Here is a 19,519-nt window from a genome sequence, read left to right as displayed (position 1 = left end):
CCATGGAAACCTTCGGCGAACGACTGCACGCGGTAGTTGCAGAGCGTGGTCCGCTGTGCGTCGGGATCGATCCGCACGCCTCGCTCCTGGCCCGCTGGGGCCTCCCCGACGACATCTCCGGCCTCGAACGCTTCGCCCATACGGTCGTCGAAGCACTGGCCGATCGGGTGGCTGTTCTGAAGCCGCAGTCGGCTTTTTTTGAGAGATTTGGGTCACGCGGTGTCGCGATTCTTGAGTCAACTATCCGACAGTCTCGAGAAGCCGGTGCTCTTGTCCTGCTCGATGTGAAACGTGGTGACATCGGCTCGACGATGGCCGCGTACGCCGACGCGTACCTGAATCCCGCAAGCACTCTCTGTGCTGACGCCATTACTGTGAGTCCCTACCTCGGAGTCGGTTCTCTGCGGCCGACATTCGAATCGGCGGCCGCTCACGGGGGCGGCGTCTTCGTCCTGGCGCTCACCTCGAACCCCGAGGGGCCGGCCGTCCAGCACGCCGTCACGGCGTCCGGAAAGACCGTCGCGCAAACGGTGATCGATGAGATTTCGCAGGTCAACGCGGGTGTGAAGCCGCTCGGCAGTCTCGGCCTCGTGGTCGGCGCGACGATCGGCGAGACCGGTCACGACCTCTCCGCGGTCAACGGCCCGATGCTCGCGCCGGGCCTCGGAGCGCAGGGCGGAACACCCGATGACCTGCGAGCAGTCTTCGGTGAGAGCCTTCACAACGTGTTGCCGTCGTACTCACGCGAGGTTCTCGCCGCGGGCCCGGAGATCGCCGATCTGCGGGCCGCGACGGACCGCGTTCTGGCCGGCGTGCGCGCCGCGCTCGGGTGAAACGGCCTGCTTATCAGGCTCCGGATGAGGCGGGGCGGGGGTACCCCCACGTTGCCGAAACCCGGTTTGACCGCTAGTTTTCCCGGCGCCGGGAACCATATGCCCCTTCGGTTCCATGGCACACCACGTTTCACAGAAGCGCCGGTATTGAACTACCGCCGCTCAGGGACCTGAGGAGAACTGGTGCCGCTCCCGTCATTGAGCCCCGAACAGCGTGCTGCTGCGCTGGAGAAGGCCGCGGAAGTTCGCAAGGCTCGGGCTGAGCTGAAGGAACAGCTCAAGTCCGGCAAGACCACCCTCGCCGCCGTGCTCGAGCGCGCGGAAGGCGACGAGGTCGTCGGCAAGCTGAAGGTTTCGGCGGTGCTTCAGGCGCTGCCGGGCATCGGCAAGATCCGTGCGACCCAGATCATGGAGAAGCTGAAGATCGCCGAGAGCCGCCGGCTCCGGGGTCTCGGCGAGCAGCAGCGCAAGGCCCTCCTGGGGGAGTTCGCTGCGAACTGACTCACGGGCTCGTGTAGGAATGAGCCGTGAGCATGGATGACGACGCGCAGCCGGCAGCCCGCCTCACTGTTCTTTCCGGCCCTTCCGGGGTCGGAAAGGACAGTGTGATCGAGCTGATCCGGCTGCGCTCGCCGTGGATCAAACTCTCGGTGTCGGTGACAACACGCAAGAAACGCGACTACGAGACCGACGGCGAGCACTATCACTTTGTGACGAGGTCCGAGTTCCAGCGACTGATCGACGGAAATCAGCTACTGGAGTGGGCGGAATTCGCGGGCAACCTCTACGGGACGCCCCGCGCACAGGTCGAGGGCTGGCTCCATCAGGGCCGGCCCGTTTTGCTGAAGATCGACCTCCAGGGCGCACGGCAGGTCCGTGCCGCCATGCCGGCCGCCCAGCTGGTCTTCCTGGCCCCACCGAGCGTGGAGGAGCTGCAGCGGCGCCTCATCGGCCGGGGGACCGACGACGAGGAGACGATCAAGCGCAGGCTCGCGCACGCCGACGAGGAGCTGGCGGCCGAGGCGGAGTTCGACGTCACCGTCGTGAACGACTTCGTCGAACGTGCGGCTGATGAGCTGGTAGGATTGCTCGGTTCGTTATACCTGGCACACGAGCATTAAGGATTCACCACGTGGGAACCATCGCGAACCCCGAAGGCATCACCAATCCGCCGATCGACGAACTGCTCGACAAGACCTCGTCGAAGTACTCGCTGGTGATCTTCGCGGCCAAGCGCGCCCGCCAGGTCAACGCCTACTACAGCCAGCTCGGTGAGGGCCTTCTGGAGTATGTCGGCCCGCTGGTCGAGACCACTCCCCAGGAGAAGCCGCTCTCCATCGCGATGCGCGAGATCAACGCCGGGCTGCTGACCGCCGAGGCGACCGACAACCCGTGATCTGAGCCGATCCTTTGATCCCGCGTCCCGCATCATGGGCGCGGGATCAATTGTTATCCAAGGGGATTCCGTGCCGATGGTGAAACTGTGACCGAGATCGTGCTGGGCGTCGGCGGGGGGATCGCCGCCTACAAGGCGTGCGAACTGCTGCGGCTGTTCACCGAGTCCGGCCACGCGGTGCGGGTCGTCCCGACCGACTCGGCGCTGAAGTTCGTCGGCGAGCCCACCTGGGCGGCGCTGTCCGGACGGCCGGTCGCGACCGGTGTCTGGGATGACGTGCACGAGGTGCCGCACGTGCGGATCGGCCGGGCCGCCGACCTGGTCGTGGTCGCACCGGCCACCGCCGATCTGCTGGCGAAGGCCGCCCACGGCATCGCCGACGACCTGCTCACCAACACCCTGCTCACGGCCACGTGCCCGATCGTCTACGCGCCGGCCATGCACACCGAGATGTGGGAGAACCCGGCCACCCGGGCCAACGTGGCGACACTGCGGTCCCGCGGGGCGGTCGTGATCGAGCCCGCCGTCGGGCGCCTGACCGGTAAGGACACCGGCAAGGGCCGGCTGCCCGACCCGTCGGCGATCTTCGAGACCGCGGTGCGCGTACTCCGCCGGGGTCTTGATCTCGATCTGGCCGGCCGGCACGTGGTGGTCACCGCGGGCGGCACGCGGGAGCCGCTCGACCCGGTCCGCTTCCTGGGAAACCGCTCCTCCGGCAAACAGGGTTACGCGCTCGCCCGGTCCGCGGTGGCCCGCGGCGCCCGGGTGACACTCGTCTCGGCGAACGTGTCGCTGCCCGATCCCGCCGGGGCGGACATCGTGCGGGTCGGCACCACCGAGGAGCTGCGCAAGGCCACCGTGGAGGCGGCCGCCTCGGCCGACGTCGTCGTGATGGCGGCCGCACCCGCCGACTTCCGCCCGGCATCGGTCGCCGAGCAGAAGATCAAGAAGACCGACGACGGTACGCCCGGACCGATCACCCTGGTCACCAACCCGGACATCGCCGCCGAACTGGGTGCCGCCAAGCGCCCCGGCCAGGTCCTCGTGGCCTTCGCCGCCGAGACCCACGACGCTCTGGAGAACGCCCGCGGCAAGCTGGTCCGCAAGCGTGCCGACCTGATCGTCGTCAATGAGGTCGGGGTCGACAGGGTTTTCGGACAGGACCGCAACACCGTTACCCTTCTGGGGGCGGACGGCTTCACCGCCACGTACGGGGAACTACCGAAAGACGATGTGGCCGATATGATTTTCGATCAAGTGGCCAGTCGCCTGGAAGCCCAGGTCCGGGACGCTCGGCGACCCTGACTACACTTCCGCGTTACGTTTCATTCGACAAATCTGAGGAGCACCGTGGCACGCCGCCTGTTCACCTCCGAGTCGGTCACGGAAGGCCACCCGGACAAGATCGCTGACCAGATCAGCGACGGGATTCTCGACGCCCTGCTCGCCCAGGACCCGCGTAGCCGCGTCGCGGTGGAGACCCTGATCACCACCGGCCAGGTGCACGTGGCGGGTGAGGTCACCACGCAGGCCTACGCCGACATCCCCAGCATCGTTCGCGACACGATCCTGCGGATCGGTTACGACTCCTCGAAGAAGGGCTTCGACGGCGCCTCCTGCGGCGTCAGCGTGTCCATCGGCTCCCAGTCGCCGGACATCGCGCAGGGTGTCGACACCGCCATCGAGGAGCGCGAGGGTGAGGCCGGCGACTCGCTGGACAGCCAGGGCGCCGGTGACCAGGGCATGATGTTCGGCTTCGCCTGCTCGGAGACCCCCGAGCTGATGCCGCTGCCGATCGCGCTCGCCCACCGGCTGGCCCGCCGCCTGTCCACCGCGCGCAAGGACGGCACGATCCCCTACCTGCGCCCCGACGGCAAGACCCAGGTCACCATCGAGTACGACGGGCTCCGCCCCGTCCGCCTCGGCACGGTCGTCGTCTCGTCGCAGCACGCCGCCGACATCTCGCTCGAGTCGCTGCTCACGCCGGACGTCCGCGAGCACGTCATCGCCCCCGAGCTGGAGGGCCTCGGCATCGACACCGAGGGCTACCGGCTCCTGGTCAACCCGACCGGCCGCTTCGAGATCGGCGGCCCGATGGGCGACGCCGGCCTCACCGGCCGCAAGATCATCGTCGACACCTACGGCGGCTACTCCCGGCACGGTGGCGGCGCGTTCTCCGGCAAGGACCCGTCCAAGGTCGACCGTTCCGCGGCGTACGCGACGCGCTGGGTCGCCAAGAACGTCGTCGCCGCCGGACTCGCCGAGCGCTGCGAGGTCCAGGTCGCCTACGCCATCGGCAAGGCGCACCCGGTCAGCCTGTTCGTCGAGACGTTCGGCACCGAGAACGTGCCGGTCGAGCGGATCGAGAAGGCCATCGGCGAGGTCTTCGACCTGCGCCCCGCCGCGATCATCCGCGACCTCGACCTGCTGCGCCCGATCTACCAGCAGACCGCCGCGTACGGCCACTTCGGCCGCGAGCTGCCGGACCTCAAGTGGGAGAGCACCGACCGTGCCGCCGACCTGAAGAACGCCGCTTCCTGACCGCTGATCGACGAAACGCCCGCCCCCGACCGGGGGTGGGCGTTTCGCGTCTCCGGTGGGAACTGTGCCGGGTAGTGAACTTGTGACGCCTGAATTGCGTGTTCGTTCGCATGACAGTCAGGGGTGGTGAAGGCGCTTACGCTTCCGTGATGACGGGTGTTCAAGGCGAGCGGGTGATCGTGGTCCGGCATGCGATGCCGACCGTCGATCCGGACGTGCCGTCGGAGCAGTGGCAGCTGGCACAGGAGAGCCGGGTCGCGGCCCGCCTGATGCGGCTGCACGTCTGCCATCCGGCCTACTACGTGGCCAGCACCGAACCGAAGGCCGCGCAGACCATGCAGGAGATCGCCGGCGCCCAGCGGGTGGTCCGCGACGCGGGCCTGGCCGAGGTGCACCGGCCGCATGTCTGGTTCACCGACGAGAAGGGCTACCACTCGGCCGCACAGGCCTATGCGCGAGGCGAGTGCCCCGACGGGTGGGAGCCGCGCGACCAGGTCATCGAGCGGTTCGACGCCGCGGTGGTACGCCACGCGGCCGCCGCCGCCGAACAGAACCGCACCCTCGTCATCGGCACCCACGGCCTGGCCCCGACGGTGTGGATGGCCAGCCGCTACCAGCTGGCCACCGATCCGGCCCGCTTCTGGGCCGACCTCCGCTTCCCGGACATCGTCGAGATCGACCTGCACGCCCAGACGGTGACCTGCCTCACCCACTGATCCCGGGGCCCGCGGCGAACGGAAATGTCGGGGGGTGCGGGCAGAATGTTCGACGATGGGGATCAAGAGGACGCGCAGCGAGCGGGAGCCGGCCGAGCGGCTGCCCGTCGCGCGGGTCTGTGTGGACATGCCACTCGCCCACCTCGACCGGCCGTTCGACTATCTGGTCTCCACGGCTGACGACGAGGCGGCGCAGCCGGGGGTCCGGGTCAAGGTCCGGTTCGCCGGCCAGCAGGTCGGCGGGTTCCTGCTGGCCCGGGTCGAGTCCTCCGACCACGCCGGCAAGCTGGCCTACCTGGAGAAGGTGGTCTCGCCCGAGCGGGTTCTCGACCCCGAGATCGCCCGCCTGGCCCGCGCGGTCGCCGACCGCTATGCGGGCAATCTCGCCGACGTGCTCCGGCTCGCGGTGCCACCCCGGCACGCCCGCGTCGAGTCCCAGGCCGCGACGTCCCCGCCGGAGGCGGCGAGTGCCCCGGGGGAAACAGGTCCTGACCTCACCGAGACGGCAACCGCGTCGCCACCGGTCACCGAGACGGGATCCGCGTTGCCGTCGGAGGCGGAGCGTGCGCTTCCGCAGGCAGGAGTCGCCCCGGAGGTCGAATCCCATCCAGGGGCAGGAGCCTCTCAGGACGCCGGCGCCCCTTCTGGGGCCGGGGCTTCCCAGGTTGCAGCAGCCTCTCTGGGTGCCGAAGCCCTTCCATCGGCCGGGATCTCCCAGGTTGCAGGAGGCCCTCTGGGCGCGGGAGCACTTCCATCGGCCGGGACTTCCCAGGTTGCGGCAGCCCGTCCAGCGGCTGGGCCCCTTCCGGGGGATGGGAGCCGTTGGGGGAGTTCCGGATTTCGGGAGCCGGTGGCCGGTGGATGGGACTCCTACGCGACCGGGCCCGCCTATTTGAGGGCACTCCAGGATGCGCGGCCGGCCCGGGCCGTCTGGTCGGCGCTGCCGGGTGAGGACTGGCCGGCGCGGATCGCGGAGGCGGCCGCGGCCACCGTGCGGGCGGGGCGCGGAGTGGTGATCGTCGTCGCCGACGCGCGTGATCTCGACCGGGTCGACCGGGCCCTGGCCGGAGTGCTGGGCGAGGGGCGGCACGTGGCACTCAACGCGGCTCTCGGCCCGTCCGAGCGCTATCGGCGGTTCCTGGCGGCGGTTCGCGGCCAGGTGCCGGTGGTGGTGGGGACACGGGCGGCGATGTGGGCGCCGGTTCCCGATCTCGGGCTGGTGGTCATCTGGGACGACGGCGACGATCTGCACGCCGAGCCGCGGGCGCCCTACCCGCACGCGCGGGACGTGCTGCTTACCCGGGCGCGGCTGGCGGACTGTGCGGCGCTGGTGGGCGGGTTCGCGCGTACCGGTGAGGGGCAGTTGCTGCTCGAGACCGGCTGGGCGCGGGAGATCGCCGCCGACCGTGCGGTGCTGCGGCGCCGGTCGCCGGCGATCACGCCGACCGGTGACGACTTCCAGCTGGAGCGTGATTCGGCCGCGGTCGTGGCCCGGCTGCCCAGCGTGGCCTGGCAGGCCGCCAAACAGGCGTTGCAGGCGGGAGCCCCCGTGCTGGTGCAGGTCCCGCGGCGGGGCTACCTGCCGTCGGTGGCCTGCGCCGAATGCCGTACTCCGGCCCGCTGCCCGCACTGTTCCGGGCCGCTCGGGCTGCACGGTGCGCGGGACGTCCCGGTCTGCCACTGGTGTGGGCGTGGGTCGGCCGACTACCAGTGCCCGAACTGTCAGGAGCGCCGTCTGCGGGCATCCGTGATCGGTGCCAAACGGACCGCCGAGGAGTTGGGCCGGGCGTTTCCGGGGTTCCCGGTGCGGACGTCCGGGCGGGAACAGGTGCTGACCGATGTGCCCGCCGAGGCGGCCGTCGTGGTGTCCACACCGGGAGCCGAGCCGCTGGCCGAGGGCGGGTTCGGTGCGGTGCTGCTGCTCGACACCTGGGCGCTGCTGAGCCGTGCCGACCTGCGGGCCGCCGAGGAGACGATGCGCCGCTGGCTGAACGCGGCGGCCCTGGCCCGGCCCGCACAGGAGGGCGGGCGCGTGGTCGTGGTCGCCGACGGATCGCTGGCCCCGGTGCAGGCGTTGCTGCGCTGGGATCCGGGTTGGTTCGCGGCACGGGAACTGGCCGAGCGGCGTGACCTCGGATTCCCCCCGGCAGCCCGGATGGCCAGCGTCACCGGGCAGGCGACCGCGGTGGCCGAGCTGCTGTCGCTGGCCCACCTGCCCGCCGGCGCCGAGGTACTCGGACCGGTCCCGGCCACCGACGAACAGGAACGGATGCTGCTGCGCGTCACCCGTTCCCGGGCCGCCGACCTGGCACACGCCCTGCACGAGGCAGCGGGGGTTCGCAGTGCCCGCAAGGCCGCCCTACCGGTCCGCATCCAGGTCGACCCCGCCGACCTCTTCTGACCGCGCCTGCCTCTTCTCGCCGCCCGCCTCTTCCTTCCACCCGCCCGCCCATCCCGCTCGGGCGCTTCCAGCTGCTCCCGCTCCACTGGTTCCAGCCGGCGCTTCCGTCTGACCGGTTCCGCTTGTTCCGCTTTTTCGCGTGCCGTTCTCTTCGTCCGCTTCCGTATTTGCTGGTCAGGACAGCCCGGCAACGGGCACACGCCCGGCTGGTCCTCACCGCTGTCTCAGCCTCACTGAGACAGCGGTGGCAGCCAGCTGGATCTTCCCGGCTGGTCCCCAGCGCTGTTTCGAGGCCTGTGAGACAGCGGTGGGAGCCAGCCGGGGAGATCGGGGGGTGCCGGGGTGCGCGGGGAGCAGGCCGGCGCGGTGCCGGTGGTCGATGTCCTTGGTGGGGAGGGGGCCGCTTGGCTGCTGTCACCCACGGCGTTGCGCGCGTCACTCCGTAGACTGGTCAGGTGCTGCCCACCAGAGTCAGGAGTCTCTCCGCGTGACCGTTCAGCCCATCCGTCTCTTCGGTGATCCGGTGCTGCGTACGCCGGCCGACCCCGTCGTGGATTTCGACAAGGAACTGCGCAAGCTGGTGAAGGATCTGATCGAGACGATGCAGGACGAGGGTGGTGCCGGTCTGGCCGCCCCGCAGCTCGGTGTCGGTCTTCGGGTGTTCACCTTCGACGTGGATGACGTGGTCGGGCACATCGTCAATCCGGTGCTGTCCTTCCCCGACGAGGAGGAGCAGGACGGGCCGGAGGGCTGCCTCTCCATCCCGGGCATCTACATCGACACGAAACGCCGGCAGAACGTGGTGGCCAACGGGTTCAACGAGTTCGGCGACCCGGTTCAGCTGGTCGGCACCGGTCTGATGGCCCGCTGCGTGCAGCACGAGACCGACCACCTCGACGGGGTGCTCTTCCTGGACCGGCTGGACACCGCGTCCCGTAAGGACGCGATGAAGCAGATCCGGTCCGCGGAGTGGTATGACGCGGGTAAGCCCCCGACGATCAAGGAGAGCCCGCACGGCCGGAGTGTCTTCGGGTCGGGTCTCTTCAGTCCGGGCCGGTGATCCGATGCGCCTGATCTTCGCCGGCACCCCGGCCGTCGCCGTGCCGAGCCTGGACGCGATCGCCGCCTCCGGTCATGAGCTGGTGGCCGTGGTGACCCGCCCGGACGCTCCGGCGGGCCGGGGCCGCCGCCTGGTCCGGTCGCCCGTGGGGGAGTGGGCCGACGAGCGCGGCATCGAGGTGCTGACTCCCGAGAAACCGCGGGACCCGGAGTTCCAGGGCCGGCTGCGGGAGCTGGCGCCGGACTGTGTGCCCGTGGTGGCGTACGGCGCGCTGGTCCCCCCGACGGCGCTGGAGATCCCGAAGCACGGCTGGGTGAACCTGCACTTCTCCCTGCTCCCCGCCTGGCGGGGAGCCGCGCCGGTGCAGCATGCGGTGCTGCACGGCGACGAGGTGACCGGGGCGAGCGTGTTCGAGCTGGAGGCGGGGCTGGACACCGGCCCGGTCTACGGCACGCTGACCGAGCAGATCCGGTTCACCGACACGTCGGGTCACTTGCTGGAGCGGCTGGCGGTGGACGGGGCGGGCCTGCTGGTGGCGGTGCTGGACGCGATCGAGGCGGGCACCGCACGGGCGCATCCGCAGCCGCACGACGGGGTGACGTTCGCGCCGAAGCTGTCGGCCGAGGACGCCCGGATCCGCTGGGACGACCCGTCGTTCGCGGTGGACCGGCGGATCCGCGCGTGCACCCCGGCGCCGGGTGCGTGGACGACGCTGCGCGACGAGCGGCTGAAGCTGGGCCCGGTACGGCCGATCGCGAACGGGCCGGCCGGATTGCGCCCGGGGGAGCTTCTGGTGGAGCGTAAGCAGGTGCTGGCAGGGACGGCAACGACGCCGGTGATCCTGGGCGAGGTGCGGGCAGCCGGCAAGAAGCCGATGTCCGCCACCGATTGGGCGCGGGGCATGCGGATCGAAGCAGGGGAGAAGCTGGCATGAACACAGAGTTCGGGACTTCAGAGAGCAGGACGCAAGCGTGACGGAACACAGGGCGCCGCGCCCCCACGGCGGACGGCCGAGCCGGCCGAGTGGCCCGGGCCACCCGCGGGACGAGCGCAGCGGCCGGGCGCCGCGGGCCGGCCGGCCACCATCGGATCCGGCACGGCAGGCGGCGTACGAAGCGGTGGCGGCCGTGCACCGCGACGACGCGTACGCGAACCTGGTGCTCGCCGACATCCTCAGCGGGATGGGCCTGCACGGGCGGGACGCCGCGTTCGCGACCGAGTTGACGTACGGGACGCTGAGGGCCGTCGGCACCCTGGACCTGATCATCGCGTCGGCCGCCGACCGTGAGGTCTCCCGGATCGACCCGCCGGCGCGGGACGCGTTGCGGCTCGGTGTCTACCAGCTGCTCTACACCCGGGTGCCGTCGCACGCCGCGGTGAACCAGACGGTCGACCTGGTGCGGTCGGTGGCGCCGGGCGCGTCCGGGTTCGCCAACGCGGTGATGCGCACGGTGTCCGAGACGCCTCTGGAGGCGTGGCTGGAGCGGGTCTCCCCGGCGTACCAGGACGATCCGGTGGCCCACCTGTCGGTGATCCACCACCACCCGCAGTGGGTGATCCGGTCGTTCGCCGAGGCGCTCGGCGGTGACCTGGAGGAGACGGCACGGCTGCTGATCGAGGACAACCAGCCGCCGGCGGTGCACCTGTGTGCGCGCCCCGGACGGGTCGACGCGGTCGACCTGGCCGACGAGGTGGACGGGGTGCCGGGCGCGTTCTCGCCGTACGCGGTGTATCTGAACGGGGGCGCGCCGCGGAACATGGCCGCCATCCGGGAGGGTCGCGCCCACGTGCAGGACGAGGGTTCGCAGCTGGTGGCGGCGGCGCTGCTGGCCGCCCCGATCGAGGGGCGGGACACCCGCTGGCTGGACCTGTGCGCCGGCCCGGGTGGCAAGACCGGCCTGATGGGCGCGATCGCGGCCGGCCGGGGCGCGGAGGTGACGGCGGTCGAGGTGGCCGAGCACCGCGCCCGGCTGGTGGACATCGCCACCGAGGGCATGCCGGTGACGGTGCTGCCGATGGACGGCCGGTCGGTGGGCCGTGACCCGGATCTGCCGGAGGAGGGGTTCGACCGGGTGCTGGTCGACGCGCCGTGCACGGGGCTGGGGTCGTTGCGGCGCCGGCCGGAGTCGCGCTGGCGCCGTCAGCCGGCCGATCTGCCGCCGCTGACCCGTCTGCAGCGTGAGCTGCTGGTGGCGGCGCTGCGGGCGGTCCGGCCGGGCGGTGTGGTGGCGTATGTGACGTGTTCGCCGCACATGGTGGAGACCCAGGTGACGGTGAGCGAGGGGGCCCGGCGCAGCGGCGTCGAGGTCGACTTCGTGGATGCCCGGCCGCTGCTGCCGCCGGGTATGCCGGGGCTGGGCGCGGGCCCGACGGTGCAGCTGTGGCCGCACCGCCACGGGACGGACGCGATGTTCCTGGCGGTCCTCCGCCGCACCAGCTGACGGTTCTCCGCCGGGCCGGCTGACGTGAAGGGTGGCCGGCCGGCGGGGTGAGGGCGGTCGTCCGCCGTACGAGCTGAGATGGAAGGCCGGGCCGGGATGGCCCGGCCTTTCCGCATCGCCGGACCGTAGACTTCGTCGCGTGGAACCCATCATCGCGCCGAGCATCCTCGCCTCCGACTTCTCCCGTCTGGCGGAGGAGGTGCAGGCGATCGAGGGTGCGGCCGACTGGGCGCACGTGGACGTGATGGACAACCATTTCGTCCCCAACCTGACGATCGGCCTGCCGGTGGTGCAGAGCCTGCGCAAGGCGACGAGCATCCCGTTCGACGTGCACCTGATGATCACCGATCCGCAGCGGTGGGCACCGGCCTATGCGGAGGCGGGCGCCTACAACGTGACCTTCCACGCGGAGGCGTGTGAAGACCCGGTGGCGCTGGCGAAGACGTTGCGGGCGGCCGGGTCCAAGGCCGGGCTGGCGATCGACCGGGACACCCCGGTGGAGCCGTATCTGGAGTTGCTGCCGTACCTCGACACCATCCTGATCATGACGATCAAGGCGGGTTTCGGTGGGCAGGCGTTCATGCCGGAGATGCTGGACAAGGTGCGTGACGTGCGGCGCCGTGCGCAGATCAACGACCTGGAGATCCGCATCGAGGTGGACGGCGGCATCGCGGCCGACACCATCGAGCAGGCCGCCGAGGCGGGTGCCGACGCGTTCGTGGCGGGCACGGCCGTCTACGGCGCCGCCGACCCGGCCGAGGCGATCCGCAACCTCCGGGCGCTCGCGGCGGCCCGCATGGGCGGGGCATGAGAGCTGTGGCCCCGAAGGGACTGGCGTGAGGCCGGTTCACCGACCATTATCGAGCGGTACGCCCGGTGCTGGCAGGAAGGTGCAATGAGCGAGCTCGCGAGCGAATCGGCCGGCACTGTCAGGCGACGCCGGAGCGCGGCGGAGGTGGCGCGATGAGCGCGGCCGAGCCGCTTCCCGAGATCGATCCCGAGCTGAACCCGGATGAGGGCCCGAGCCTGATCCTGGTGGTCGACGACGACCAGGACATCGCCGGGTTCGTCGAGTTCAACCTGAAGCTGCGGGGTTTCGAGGTGATCCGGGCCCGGGACGGCCAGGAGGCGCTCGACCTGATGGAGACGCACCGGCCGGATCTCGCGGTGATCGACTGGATGATGCCGGGGATGGACGGGGTCGAGCTGATTCGCCAGCTCCGGGCCGAGCCGCTCACCTCGGCCCTTCCGGTGATCATGCTGACCGCGATGGGCCTGACCGGCGACAAGGTGCACGGGTTGCAGGCGGGCGCCGACGACTACCTGGTCAAGCCCTTCGATCTGGAGGAGCTGATCGCGCGGGTCACCAACACGCTGCGCCGGCACAAGGACGCCCGTGAGGTGTCGCCGCTGACCGGTCTGCCCGGCAACGCCCGGGTGCGGCGGGAGATCAGCGAGCGGATGCGGGGCGGCGACGACTACTCGGTCGGCTACATCGACGTCGACCGGTTCAAGAGCGTCAACGACGTGTACGGGTTCGACCGCGGCGACGAGTTCATCATCGCCCTGGCCCGGAGCCTGCAGCGGGCGGCCTCGCAGACCGGTAAGCCGTCCATCTTCCTGGGCCACATCGGCGGCGACGACTTCGTGTTCATCTGCCATCCCGATCAGGTGCTGCCGCTGACCCAGCGGACCGTGACCGATTTCGAGACGGCGGCGGACCGGCTGTATGAGCCGGGCGACGCGCAGCGCGGCTACATCGAGGTCCCGGACCGGCGCGGCAACAAGCAGAAGGCGGCTCTGGTCACGCTCTCGATCGGGGTGGCGCAGGCGACCGAGGACGGGCGGCGGTTCACCGATCCGCGGGTGGTGATCGCGGTGGCCTCGGAGATGAAGAAGGTCGCGAAGTCGCAGCCCGGATCGTATGTGGCGATCGACCGTCGGCGCAGCGAAGTCGAGTGACAAATCCCAGTGGGTAAGTGGGAATGCCGGCGGCGGATGTGAGGTAGGTCGCCAGGTGGGTGGCAAATTCTCGAAGTAGTGCAAGACTCGGGGGTGACCCACCACGCGCTGGCGGGACTCGGTGAAATTCCGAACCGGCGGTGATCCGACGCGAGAGCGACGGTAAGCCCGCGACCCGGCTGCCTACCAAGGCAGACGGTGGACCTGGTGAGACTCCAGGGCCGACGGTTGACCGGCTGGGAAGCCGATCAGACAGTCCGGATGGGAGACAGCGCGCGGGATCGGAACGGGTCGTGCCTTCAGTGGCACGATCCGGCCGGGGTGCGCGAAGCGTACCCTTGAAGTCCGATTCCTGGCGATAACTCCCCCTCTCCAGCGCGTGACCGCACCGCGTGAGAGGAAACACCGGATGGTGACCGAGGACGAGGCGATGCGCCGCGCTGTCGCGCTGGCCGCCCGGGGCCTCGGCACGACCAGTCCCAATCCGGTGGTCGGCTGCCTCCTGCTCGGTCCCGCCGGCGACGTCGTCGGCGAGGGCTTCCACGCGTATGCCGGCGGCCCGCACGCCGAGATCGTGGCCCTCGCCCAGGCGGGGGAGCTGGCCCGCGGCGGGACCTGTGTGGTGACGCTGGAGCCGTGCAACCACACCGGGCGTACCGGTCCGTGTTCGGAGGCCCTGATCAACGCCGGGGTGCGGCGCGTGGTGATCGCCGTGGACGACCCGACGCCGGTGGCGGCCGGGGGCGCGGCGACGCTGCGGGCGGCCGGTATCGAGGTGGTCACCGGGGTGCGGCGCGAGGCGGCGGAGGTCGGCAACATCGCCTGGCTGACCGCGGTGCGCCGGGGCCGGCCCTTCGTGACGTGGAAGTTCGCGGCGACGCTGGACGGGCGGTCGGCCGCGGCGGACGGCACCAGCCAGTGGATCTCCGCGGCCGAGTCCCGGGCCGACGTGCACGTGCTGCGCAGCACCGTCGACGCGATCGTGGCCGGCGTCGGCACGGTGGTCGCCGACGATCCGCAGCTGACCGTTCGTGATCTGCGGGACGGCACGCTGGCGATCAAGCAGCCTCTGCGCGTGGTGGTGGACTCGTCCGGGCGTACCCCCGCGAATGCCCGGGTCCGTGACGCGGCCGCACCCACCTGGATCGTCACGACGGCCGCCGCCGGCGCCGGGCCGGACGGCCACGTCGACCTGCACGCGCTGCTCATCGCGTTGTTCGCCAAGGGGGTGCGCAACGTCCTGCTGGAGGGTGGCCCGACGCTGGCCGGCGGTTTCCTGGCGGCCGGGCTGATCGACCGGGTGGTCGGTTACGTGGCGCCGAAACTGCTCGGCGACGGGCGCGCCGCCCTGGCCGGCGCCGGCATCGGCACCATCGCCGACGCCGTCGAACTCGACTTCACCGACATCACGCAGATCGGTGGCGATCTGCGTTTCACCGCGAACCTGCGGCAGAAGGAGAACCGCAACCCCGCGGCCGAGAACCTTCCCCCCGCCTCATCCTCCACCCGTAATTCGGAAGAAGGTTTCTGAAGATGTTCACCGGAATCGTCGAGGAACTGGGCGAGATCATCCGCCTGACCGAGGGCGCCGAGGACTCCGCGGTGATCGCCGTACGCGGTCCGCTGGTCACCTCGGACGCCCGGCACGGCGACTCGATCTCGGTCAACGGCTGCTGCCTCACCGTGATCGACAACGTCGACGGGGTGTTCACCGCCGACGTGATGGGCGAGACGCTCCGGCGTACGTCGCTCGGTGCTCTGCGGACCGGGAGCAACGTGAACCTGGAGCGGGCCGCCGCTCTCGGCAGCCGCCTCGGCGGTCATCTGGTGCAGGGCCACGTCGACGGGGTGGCGCGGATCATCGCCCGCGAGCCCGCCGACCAGTGGGAGGTGGTGCGTTTCTCGCTCCCACCCGAGCTGGCGAAGTACGTGGTGGAGAAGGGGTCGATCACCGTCGACGGCGTGTCGCTGACCGTCATGGCGGTCGACGCGGACAGCTTCGCAGTCGGGATGATCCCGGCCACCTCGAAGCTGACCGTGCTGGGCAGCAAGGCCATCGGAGATCCGGTCAACCTCGAGGTCGACGTGATCGCCAAGTACGTGGAGAAGATGCTGGGGGCCCGCAATGTTTGAGACCATCGAGCGCGCGATCGCGGACATAGCGGCCGGCAAGGCGGTGATCGTGGTGGACGACGAGAGCCGGGAGAACGAGGGTGACCTCATCTTCGCGGCCGAGCACGCCACCCCGGAACTCGTCGCCTTCATGGTCCGCTACACATCCGGTTACATCTGCGTGCCGCTCCCCGAGAGCGAGGCGGACCGGCTGGATCTGCCCCCGATGTTCCACACCAACCAGGACGCGCGGGGGACGGCGTACGCGGTGACGGTCGACGCCAGGCACGGTGTCAGCACCGGCATCTCGGCTGCCGACCGGGCGCACACCATCCGGCTGCTGGCCGCCGCCGACAGTGAGCCCACCGACTTCAACCGGCCCGGCCACGTCGTGCCGCTGCGCGCCAAGCTGGGCGGCGTCCTGCGGCGCCCGGGTCACACCGAGGCCTCCATCGACCTGGCGGTGCTGGCCGGGTGCCGCCCCGCCGGGGTGCTCTGCGAGATGGTCAACGACGACGGCACCATGCAGCGCCGGCCCGACCTGGAGAAGTTCGCCGCCGAGCACGACCTCGCCCTGATCACCATCGAGGAGCTGATCGCCTACCTGCGGCACCGGGAGGGCAGCCAGGTCGAGCGGGTCGTCGAGACGGTCCTGCCGACCGAGCACGGCGTCTTCACCGCGGTCGGCTACCGGACCGCCGCCGACGACGGCGAGCACGTGGCGCTGGTCTTCGGTGACCTCGGCGACGGCGAGGACGTGCTGGTCCGGGTGCACTCCGAGTGCCTCACCGGCGACGTCTTCGGCTCCCGGCGCTGCGACTGCGGGCCGCAGCTGGACGCCGCCCTGGAGCGGGTGGCCACGGCCGGGCGGGGCGTGGTCCTCTACATGCGCGGTCACGAGGGCCGCGGCATCGGCCTGCTGCACAAGCTCCAGGCCTACCAGCTCCAGGACCGCGGTTTCGACACGGTCGACGCCAACCTGGAGCTGGGCCTGCCGGCTGACGCCCGCGACTACGGCACCGGGGCGCAGATCCTCGCCGACCTCGGCATCCGCTCGATGCGCCTGCTCACCAACAACCCCGCGAAGAGAGCAGGCCTCGAGGGGTACGGCCTACGCGTGACCGGCCGCGAGGAACTGCCCGTCCGCCTGCACCCGGAGAACGTCCGGTACCTGCGCACCAAGCGGGACCGGATGGGCCACCTGTTCGCGGAGTTGGCCTGACCCAGTCCCCGATCGGGGCAACAATGACGATGAAGGGGGACACTCATGGCCGGCTTCGGTGATCCGCACATGCAGACTGTCGACGCGGCCGGGCTCCGGCTCGGCATCGTCGGCTCGCGGTGGCACAACGACCTGGTGGAACACATGATCGCCAGGGCGGTGGCCGCTGCCGAGGCGTGTGGCGTGACGGAGGTGATCACCACCCGGGTCGCCGGCTCGGTGGAGCTGCCGGTGGTGGCCCAGGCGCTGGCCCGCCGGGTCGACGCGGTGGTCGCCCTGGGTGTGGTGATCAAGGGCGAGACCCAGCACTTCGAGTACGTGTGCGACGCCGTGACGACCGGTCTGACCCGGGTGGCGCTGGACGAGGGCACCCCGGTCGCGCACGGCGTGCTCACCGTGCACAGCCTCGGGCAGGCCCGGGACCGGGCCGGCCTGGAGGACTCGATCGAGGACAAGGGCTGGCAGAGCACGGTCGCCGTGCTCGACGCGGCGCTCGCCATTCGCGAGGTCTCCAAGCAGTAGGGAGGGTCTTCACCCTCCGGACACCCGTAGTTCGCGGATTAGGCGAACGGCGCCGGGATGCTCGCCCGGTCCGTCGCCTATTCCGGAACTGGTGTTTACAGCGGTGATCCCCCGGCTCAGCATCGTCGTGCCCTTCTACGACGTCGAGCGTTACTTCGGCCCGTGTCTGGACTCGCTGGCCCGGCAGACGTTCCGGGACTTCGAGGTGGTCCTGGTCGACGACGGCTCCCGGGACGGCAGCGCCGCGATCGCCCGCGAGTGGTGCGAACGCGACTCCCGGTTCCAGCTGATCAGCCAGGAGAACCGCGGGATGGGCCCGGCCCGCAACGCCGGCATCCAGCGGGCCCGCGGCGAGTACCTGACGTTCGTCGACAGCGACGACCTGGTGCCGCGGCACGCGTACGAACTGCTGGTCGGCTCGCTGGACCGGACCTCGTCGTCGCTAGCCGGCGGCAACGCCCGGCGGTTCAACAACACCTCCGGGGTACGGCAGTCGTACGTGCACCGGATCGCCTACGGTGCCGACCGCCCGGCCACCCACGTCCTGGAGTGGCCGGATCTGGCGATCGACCGGATGGTCTGGAACAAGGTGTACCGCCGCACCTTCTGGGACCAGTTCGGCTACGAGTTCCCGGCGATGCGCTACGAGGACTGGCCGGTGGCGCTCAAGGCGCACCTGGACGCGGTCACCGTGGACTGTCTGGCGGCCCCGACCTACTACTGGCGCGAGCGGGAGTCCGGCGAGTCGGTCACCCAGCTCAAGTTCCAGTTCGGCAACCTGGAGGACCGGGTCCGGTCGGCCGGGATGATCCTGGACATGGTCGACCGGCGGGCCCCCGAGCTGCGCTGGAAGGTGCACCGCCATCTGGCGATGATCGATCTCGCCACGGTGGTCCAGGCCTTCGGGTCGGCCCCCGAGCACGAGCTGGAGGCGGTCCTCGCCCTGGGCCGCCGGCTCACCGGGCGCCTCGACCCGGAGGCGCTCGTGGGCTCGTCGGCGATCGAGCGGCTGGAGTACCACGGTCTCCAGTCCGGCGACGTGGAGCTGCTCCAGCGGATCGCCCGGTACCGGGCCGACGGCGGCCGTCCCGCGCGGGCGCCGGCCGAACGGCACCCGGTGCTGCCGTGGCGCTACCGGGCCCTGGGCCTGCCGGACACCCCCGGCACCCCGGCCGACCTGCACCGGCTGTCGCGCCGCGACCTCACCCTGCGGGCCGCCGCCACCGAGCTGGTCTGGGAACCCGACGCCCTGGTGGTCACCGGTACGGCGGCGATCGACCACCTGCCGGCCGTCGAGGACTCCACGCTGCGGATCGCGCTGCTCGCCGGCCTGCGGGAGACGCCGCTCACCGTGCAACGGCACCTGCTGACCGACTCGGCGGGGCAGCGGCGGCTCATCGGGTTCACGGCGCGGGTGCCCCGCGAGGCGCTCGCCGCGATGCCGGCGAAACGGGAGGCCGTACGCCTGATCGCGACGATGCGCAGTGGCCCGGTCCGGCGCCGGAGCCTGCTGCTGATGCAGATGCAGTACCCGGTCGGCGACCGGATCGGCGACGACTGGTTCCAGCCGGCCAAGGCCTCCGACGGCCGGCTGCTGCTGCGCCGGATGCGCGGCGAGCCGGAGCTGACCGCGGCCGCCACCGACGGTGACGTGCTGGTGCTGACCGGGCGGCTGCCGTCCGGCGCCACGGGCTCCGAGCTGGTGCTCGCCCGGGCCGCCCGGGAGCTGCGGGCGCCGCTGGAGACCGGGCCCGGCGGTGTCTTCACCGTCCGTGTCCCGGTGGCCGAGGTGGTCGACGCGACCAGCCCGGACGACCCGTTCCTGGACCGGACCGTGCTGATTCCGAAGATCGGTGACGCGCTGATCCTGGTGACCGGCCTGAGTACCGCGGTCAGTGCGCAGCAGGGCGACCGGCTGCTGACCGTGGCCCGTTCGCCCGGGCAGTACCTGAACCTGATCGAGATGCCGGCCCGGGTCACGGCGGCCCGCATCCACGCGGGTGACCGGTCGGTGACGGTCGAGGGGCCCCGTTGGGCGGGTGTGGACTACGGACGGATCGTGTGGCGGCGGTTCCTGCCGAACTCCGACGACGCGGTCGACGCCGTCTGCCGGGTCACCCTCGACGGCGACCGCTGGTCGGCGCGGGTGAACCTCGACGATCTGGGCCCGGCGCAGGACGCCGACTGGACGCTGTTCGCCGCCGATCACGCCGTCCAGGCCGAGTCGTTCGCGCTGACCGGCCTGCCGCGCGCCCTCGACCGGTACCGGCTCTACGCGCGGGCCGGAACCCTGCACCTGGAGACGAACTGATC

17 protein-coding genes, 1 pseudogene and 1 riboswitch are annotated in these 19,519 nt (G+C 70.9%); all 18 genes and pseudogenes read left to right on the top strand.

Annotation, left to right across the window (positions count from 1 at the left end; all coding sequences use genetic code 11):
- The first annotated feature begins 2 nt into the window (after window positions 1-2).
- The 18 genes and pseudogenes from pyrF to BC793_RS03965 all read left to right on the top strand — a co-directional run bounded on the left by pyrF (window position 3) and on the right by BC793_RS03965 (window position 19,517).
- The gene (gene pyrF, locus BC793_RS04050; RefSeq protein WP_109589318.1) at window positions 3-833 is read left to right on the top strand and encodes an orotidine-5'-phosphate decarboxylase; all 831 of its coding nucleotides are present in this window, start codon (window positions 3-5) and stop codon (window positions 831-833) included.
- Window positions 834-1,016: 183 nt separating this feature from the next.
- On the top strand, window positions 1,017-1,334 hold the full coding sequence (mihF, locus tag BC793_RS04045; RefSeq protein ID WP_109589316.1) for an integration host factor, actinobacterial type: 318 nt from the start codon (window positions 1,017-1,019) through the stop codon (window positions 1,332-1,334).
- 32 nt (window positions 1,335-1,366) lie between these two features.
- Window positions 1,367-1,954 carry a guanylate kinase gene (gene gmk, locus BC793_RS04040; RefSeq protein ID WP_109589314.1) on the top strand — a complete coding sequence of 196 codons (588 nt, stop codon included), beginning with the start codon at window positions 1,367-1,369 and terminating at the stop codon, window positions 1,952-1,954.
- A gap of 11 nt (window positions 1,955-1,965) precedes the next feature.
- On the top strand, window positions 1,966-2,229 hold the full coding sequence (rpoZ, locus tag BC793_RS04035; protein WP_015623990.1) for a DNA-directed RNA polymerase subunit omega: 264 nt from the start codon (window positions 1,966-1,968) through the stop codon (window positions 2,227-2,229).
- A gap of 87 nt (window positions 2,230-2,316) precedes the next feature.
- A complete protein-coding gene (coaBC, locus tag BC793_RS04030) occupies window positions 2,317-3,534 on the top strand; it encodes a bifunctional phosphopantothenoylcysteine decarboxylase/phosphopantothenate--cysteine ligase CoaBC (protein WP_109589312.1) in 1,218 nt (405 codons plus the stop codon).
- A 45-nt stretch (window positions 3,535-3,579) separates the two neighbouring features.
- Window positions 3,580-4,770 (top strand): methionine adenosyltransferase, encoded by a 1,191-nt coding sequence (gene metK / locus BC793_RS04025; RefSeq protein WP_109589310.1) that lies wholly within the window; start codon window positions 3,580-3,582, stop codon window positions 4,768-4,770.
- Window positions 4,771-4,919: 149 nt separating this feature from the next.
- Entirely contained in the window at window positions 4,920-5,486 is a 567-nt protein-coding gene (locus tag BC793_RS04020; RefSeq protein ID WP_158319196.1) for a histidine phosphatase family protein, read from the top strand.
- Window positions 5,487-5,607: 121 nt separating this feature from the next.
- A complete protein-coding gene (locus BC793_RS04015; RefSeq protein WP_239170150.1) occupies window positions 5,608-7,887 on the top strand; it encodes a primosomal protein N' in 2,280 nt (759 codons plus the stop codon).
- Between the two features lie 487 nt (window positions 7,888-8,374).
- The gene (gene def / locus BC793_RS04010) at window positions 8,375-8,947 is read left to right on the top strand and encodes a peptide deformylase (RefSeq protein ID WP_109589304.1); all 573 of its coding nucleotides are present in this window, start codon (window positions 8,375-8,377) and stop codon (window positions 8,945-8,947) included.
- Between the two features lie 4 nt (window positions 8,948-8,951).
- Entirely contained in the window at window positions 8,952-9,881 is a 930-nt protein-coding gene (gene fmt, locus BC793_RS04005) for a methionyl-tRNA formyltransferase (protein ID WP_109589302.1), read from the top strand.
- Between the two features lie 37 nt (window positions 9,882-9,918).
- The gene (locus tag BC793_RS04000; RefSeq protein WP_109589301.1) at window positions 9,919-11,388 is read left to right on the top strand and encodes an RsmB/NOP family class I SAM-dependent RNA methyltransferase; all 1,470 of its coding nucleotides are present in this window, start codon (window positions 9,919-9,921) and stop codon (window positions 11,386-11,388) included.
- A 139-nt stretch (window positions 11,389-11,527) separates the two neighbouring features.
- A complete protein-coding gene (gene rpe, locus BC793_RS03995; RefSeq protein WP_109589299.1) occupies window positions 11,528-12,199 on the top strand; it encodes a ribulose-phosphate 3-epimerase in 672 nt (223 codons plus the stop codon).
- A gap of 152 nt (window positions 12,200-12,351) precedes the next feature.
- Complete coding sequence (locus tag BC793_RS03990; protein ID WP_109589297.1) at window positions 12,352-13,350, top strand: GGDEF domain-containing response regulator; 999 nt, start codon at window positions 12,352-12,354, stop codon at window positions 13,348-13,350.
- A gap of 103 nt (window positions 13,351-13,453) precedes the next feature.
- Window positions 13,454-13,627: riboswitch (FMN riboswitch) on the top strand.
- A 132-nt stretch (window positions 13,628-13,759) separates the two neighbouring features.
- Window positions 13,760-14,809, top strand: a pseudogene (gene ribD / locus BC793_RS03985) (bifunctional diaminohydroxyphosphoribosylaminopyrimidine deaminase/5-amino-6-(5-phosphoribosylamino)uracil reductase RibD); the annotation flags it as partial.
- Window positions 14,810-14,883: 74 nt separating this feature from the next.
- Window positions 14,884-15,483: a riboflavin synthase gene (locus BC793_RS03980; protein ID WP_109589295.1), complete on the top strand. Its 600-nt coding sequence runs from the start codon at window positions 14,884-14,886 to the stop codon at window positions 15,481-15,483.
- The gene (locus BC793_RS03975; RefSeq protein ID WP_109589293.1) at window positions 15,476-16,684 is read left to right on the top strand and encodes a bifunctional 3,4-dihydroxy-2-butanone-4-phosphate synthase/GTP cyclohydrolase II; all 1,209 of its coding nucleotides are present in this window, start codon (window positions 15,476-15,478) and stop codon (window positions 16,682-16,684) included. Before BC793_RS03980 ends, BC793_RS03975 begins: the two co-directional genes overlap by 8 nt.
- Before the next feature lie 45 nt (window positions 16,685-16,729).
- Entirely contained in the window at window positions 16,730-17,206 is a 477-nt protein-coding gene (ribH, locus tag BC793_RS03970) for a 6,7-dimethyl-8-ribityllumazine synthase (RefSeq protein ID WP_109589291.1), read from the top strand.
- 91 nt (window positions 17,207-17,297) lie between these two features.
- Window positions 17,298-19,517 carry a glycosyltransferase gene (locus tag BC793_RS03965; RefSeq protein WP_109589289.1) on the top strand — a complete coding sequence of 740 codons (2,220 nt, stop codon included), beginning with the start codon at window positions 17,298-17,300 and terminating at the stop codon, window positions 19,515-19,517.
- Window positions 19,518-19,519 lie beyond the last annotated feature (2 nt).

This window comes from Actinoplanes xinjiangensis, from assembly GCF_003148685.1.
Classification (GTDB): domain Bacteria; phylum Actinomycetota; class Actinomycetes; order Mycobacteriales; family Micromonosporaceae; genus Actinoplanes; species Actinoplanes xinjiangensis.
The sequence above is the reverse complement of the archived record's forward strand: the minus strand, read 5'-3'. Positions and strand labels throughout refer to the sequence as shown.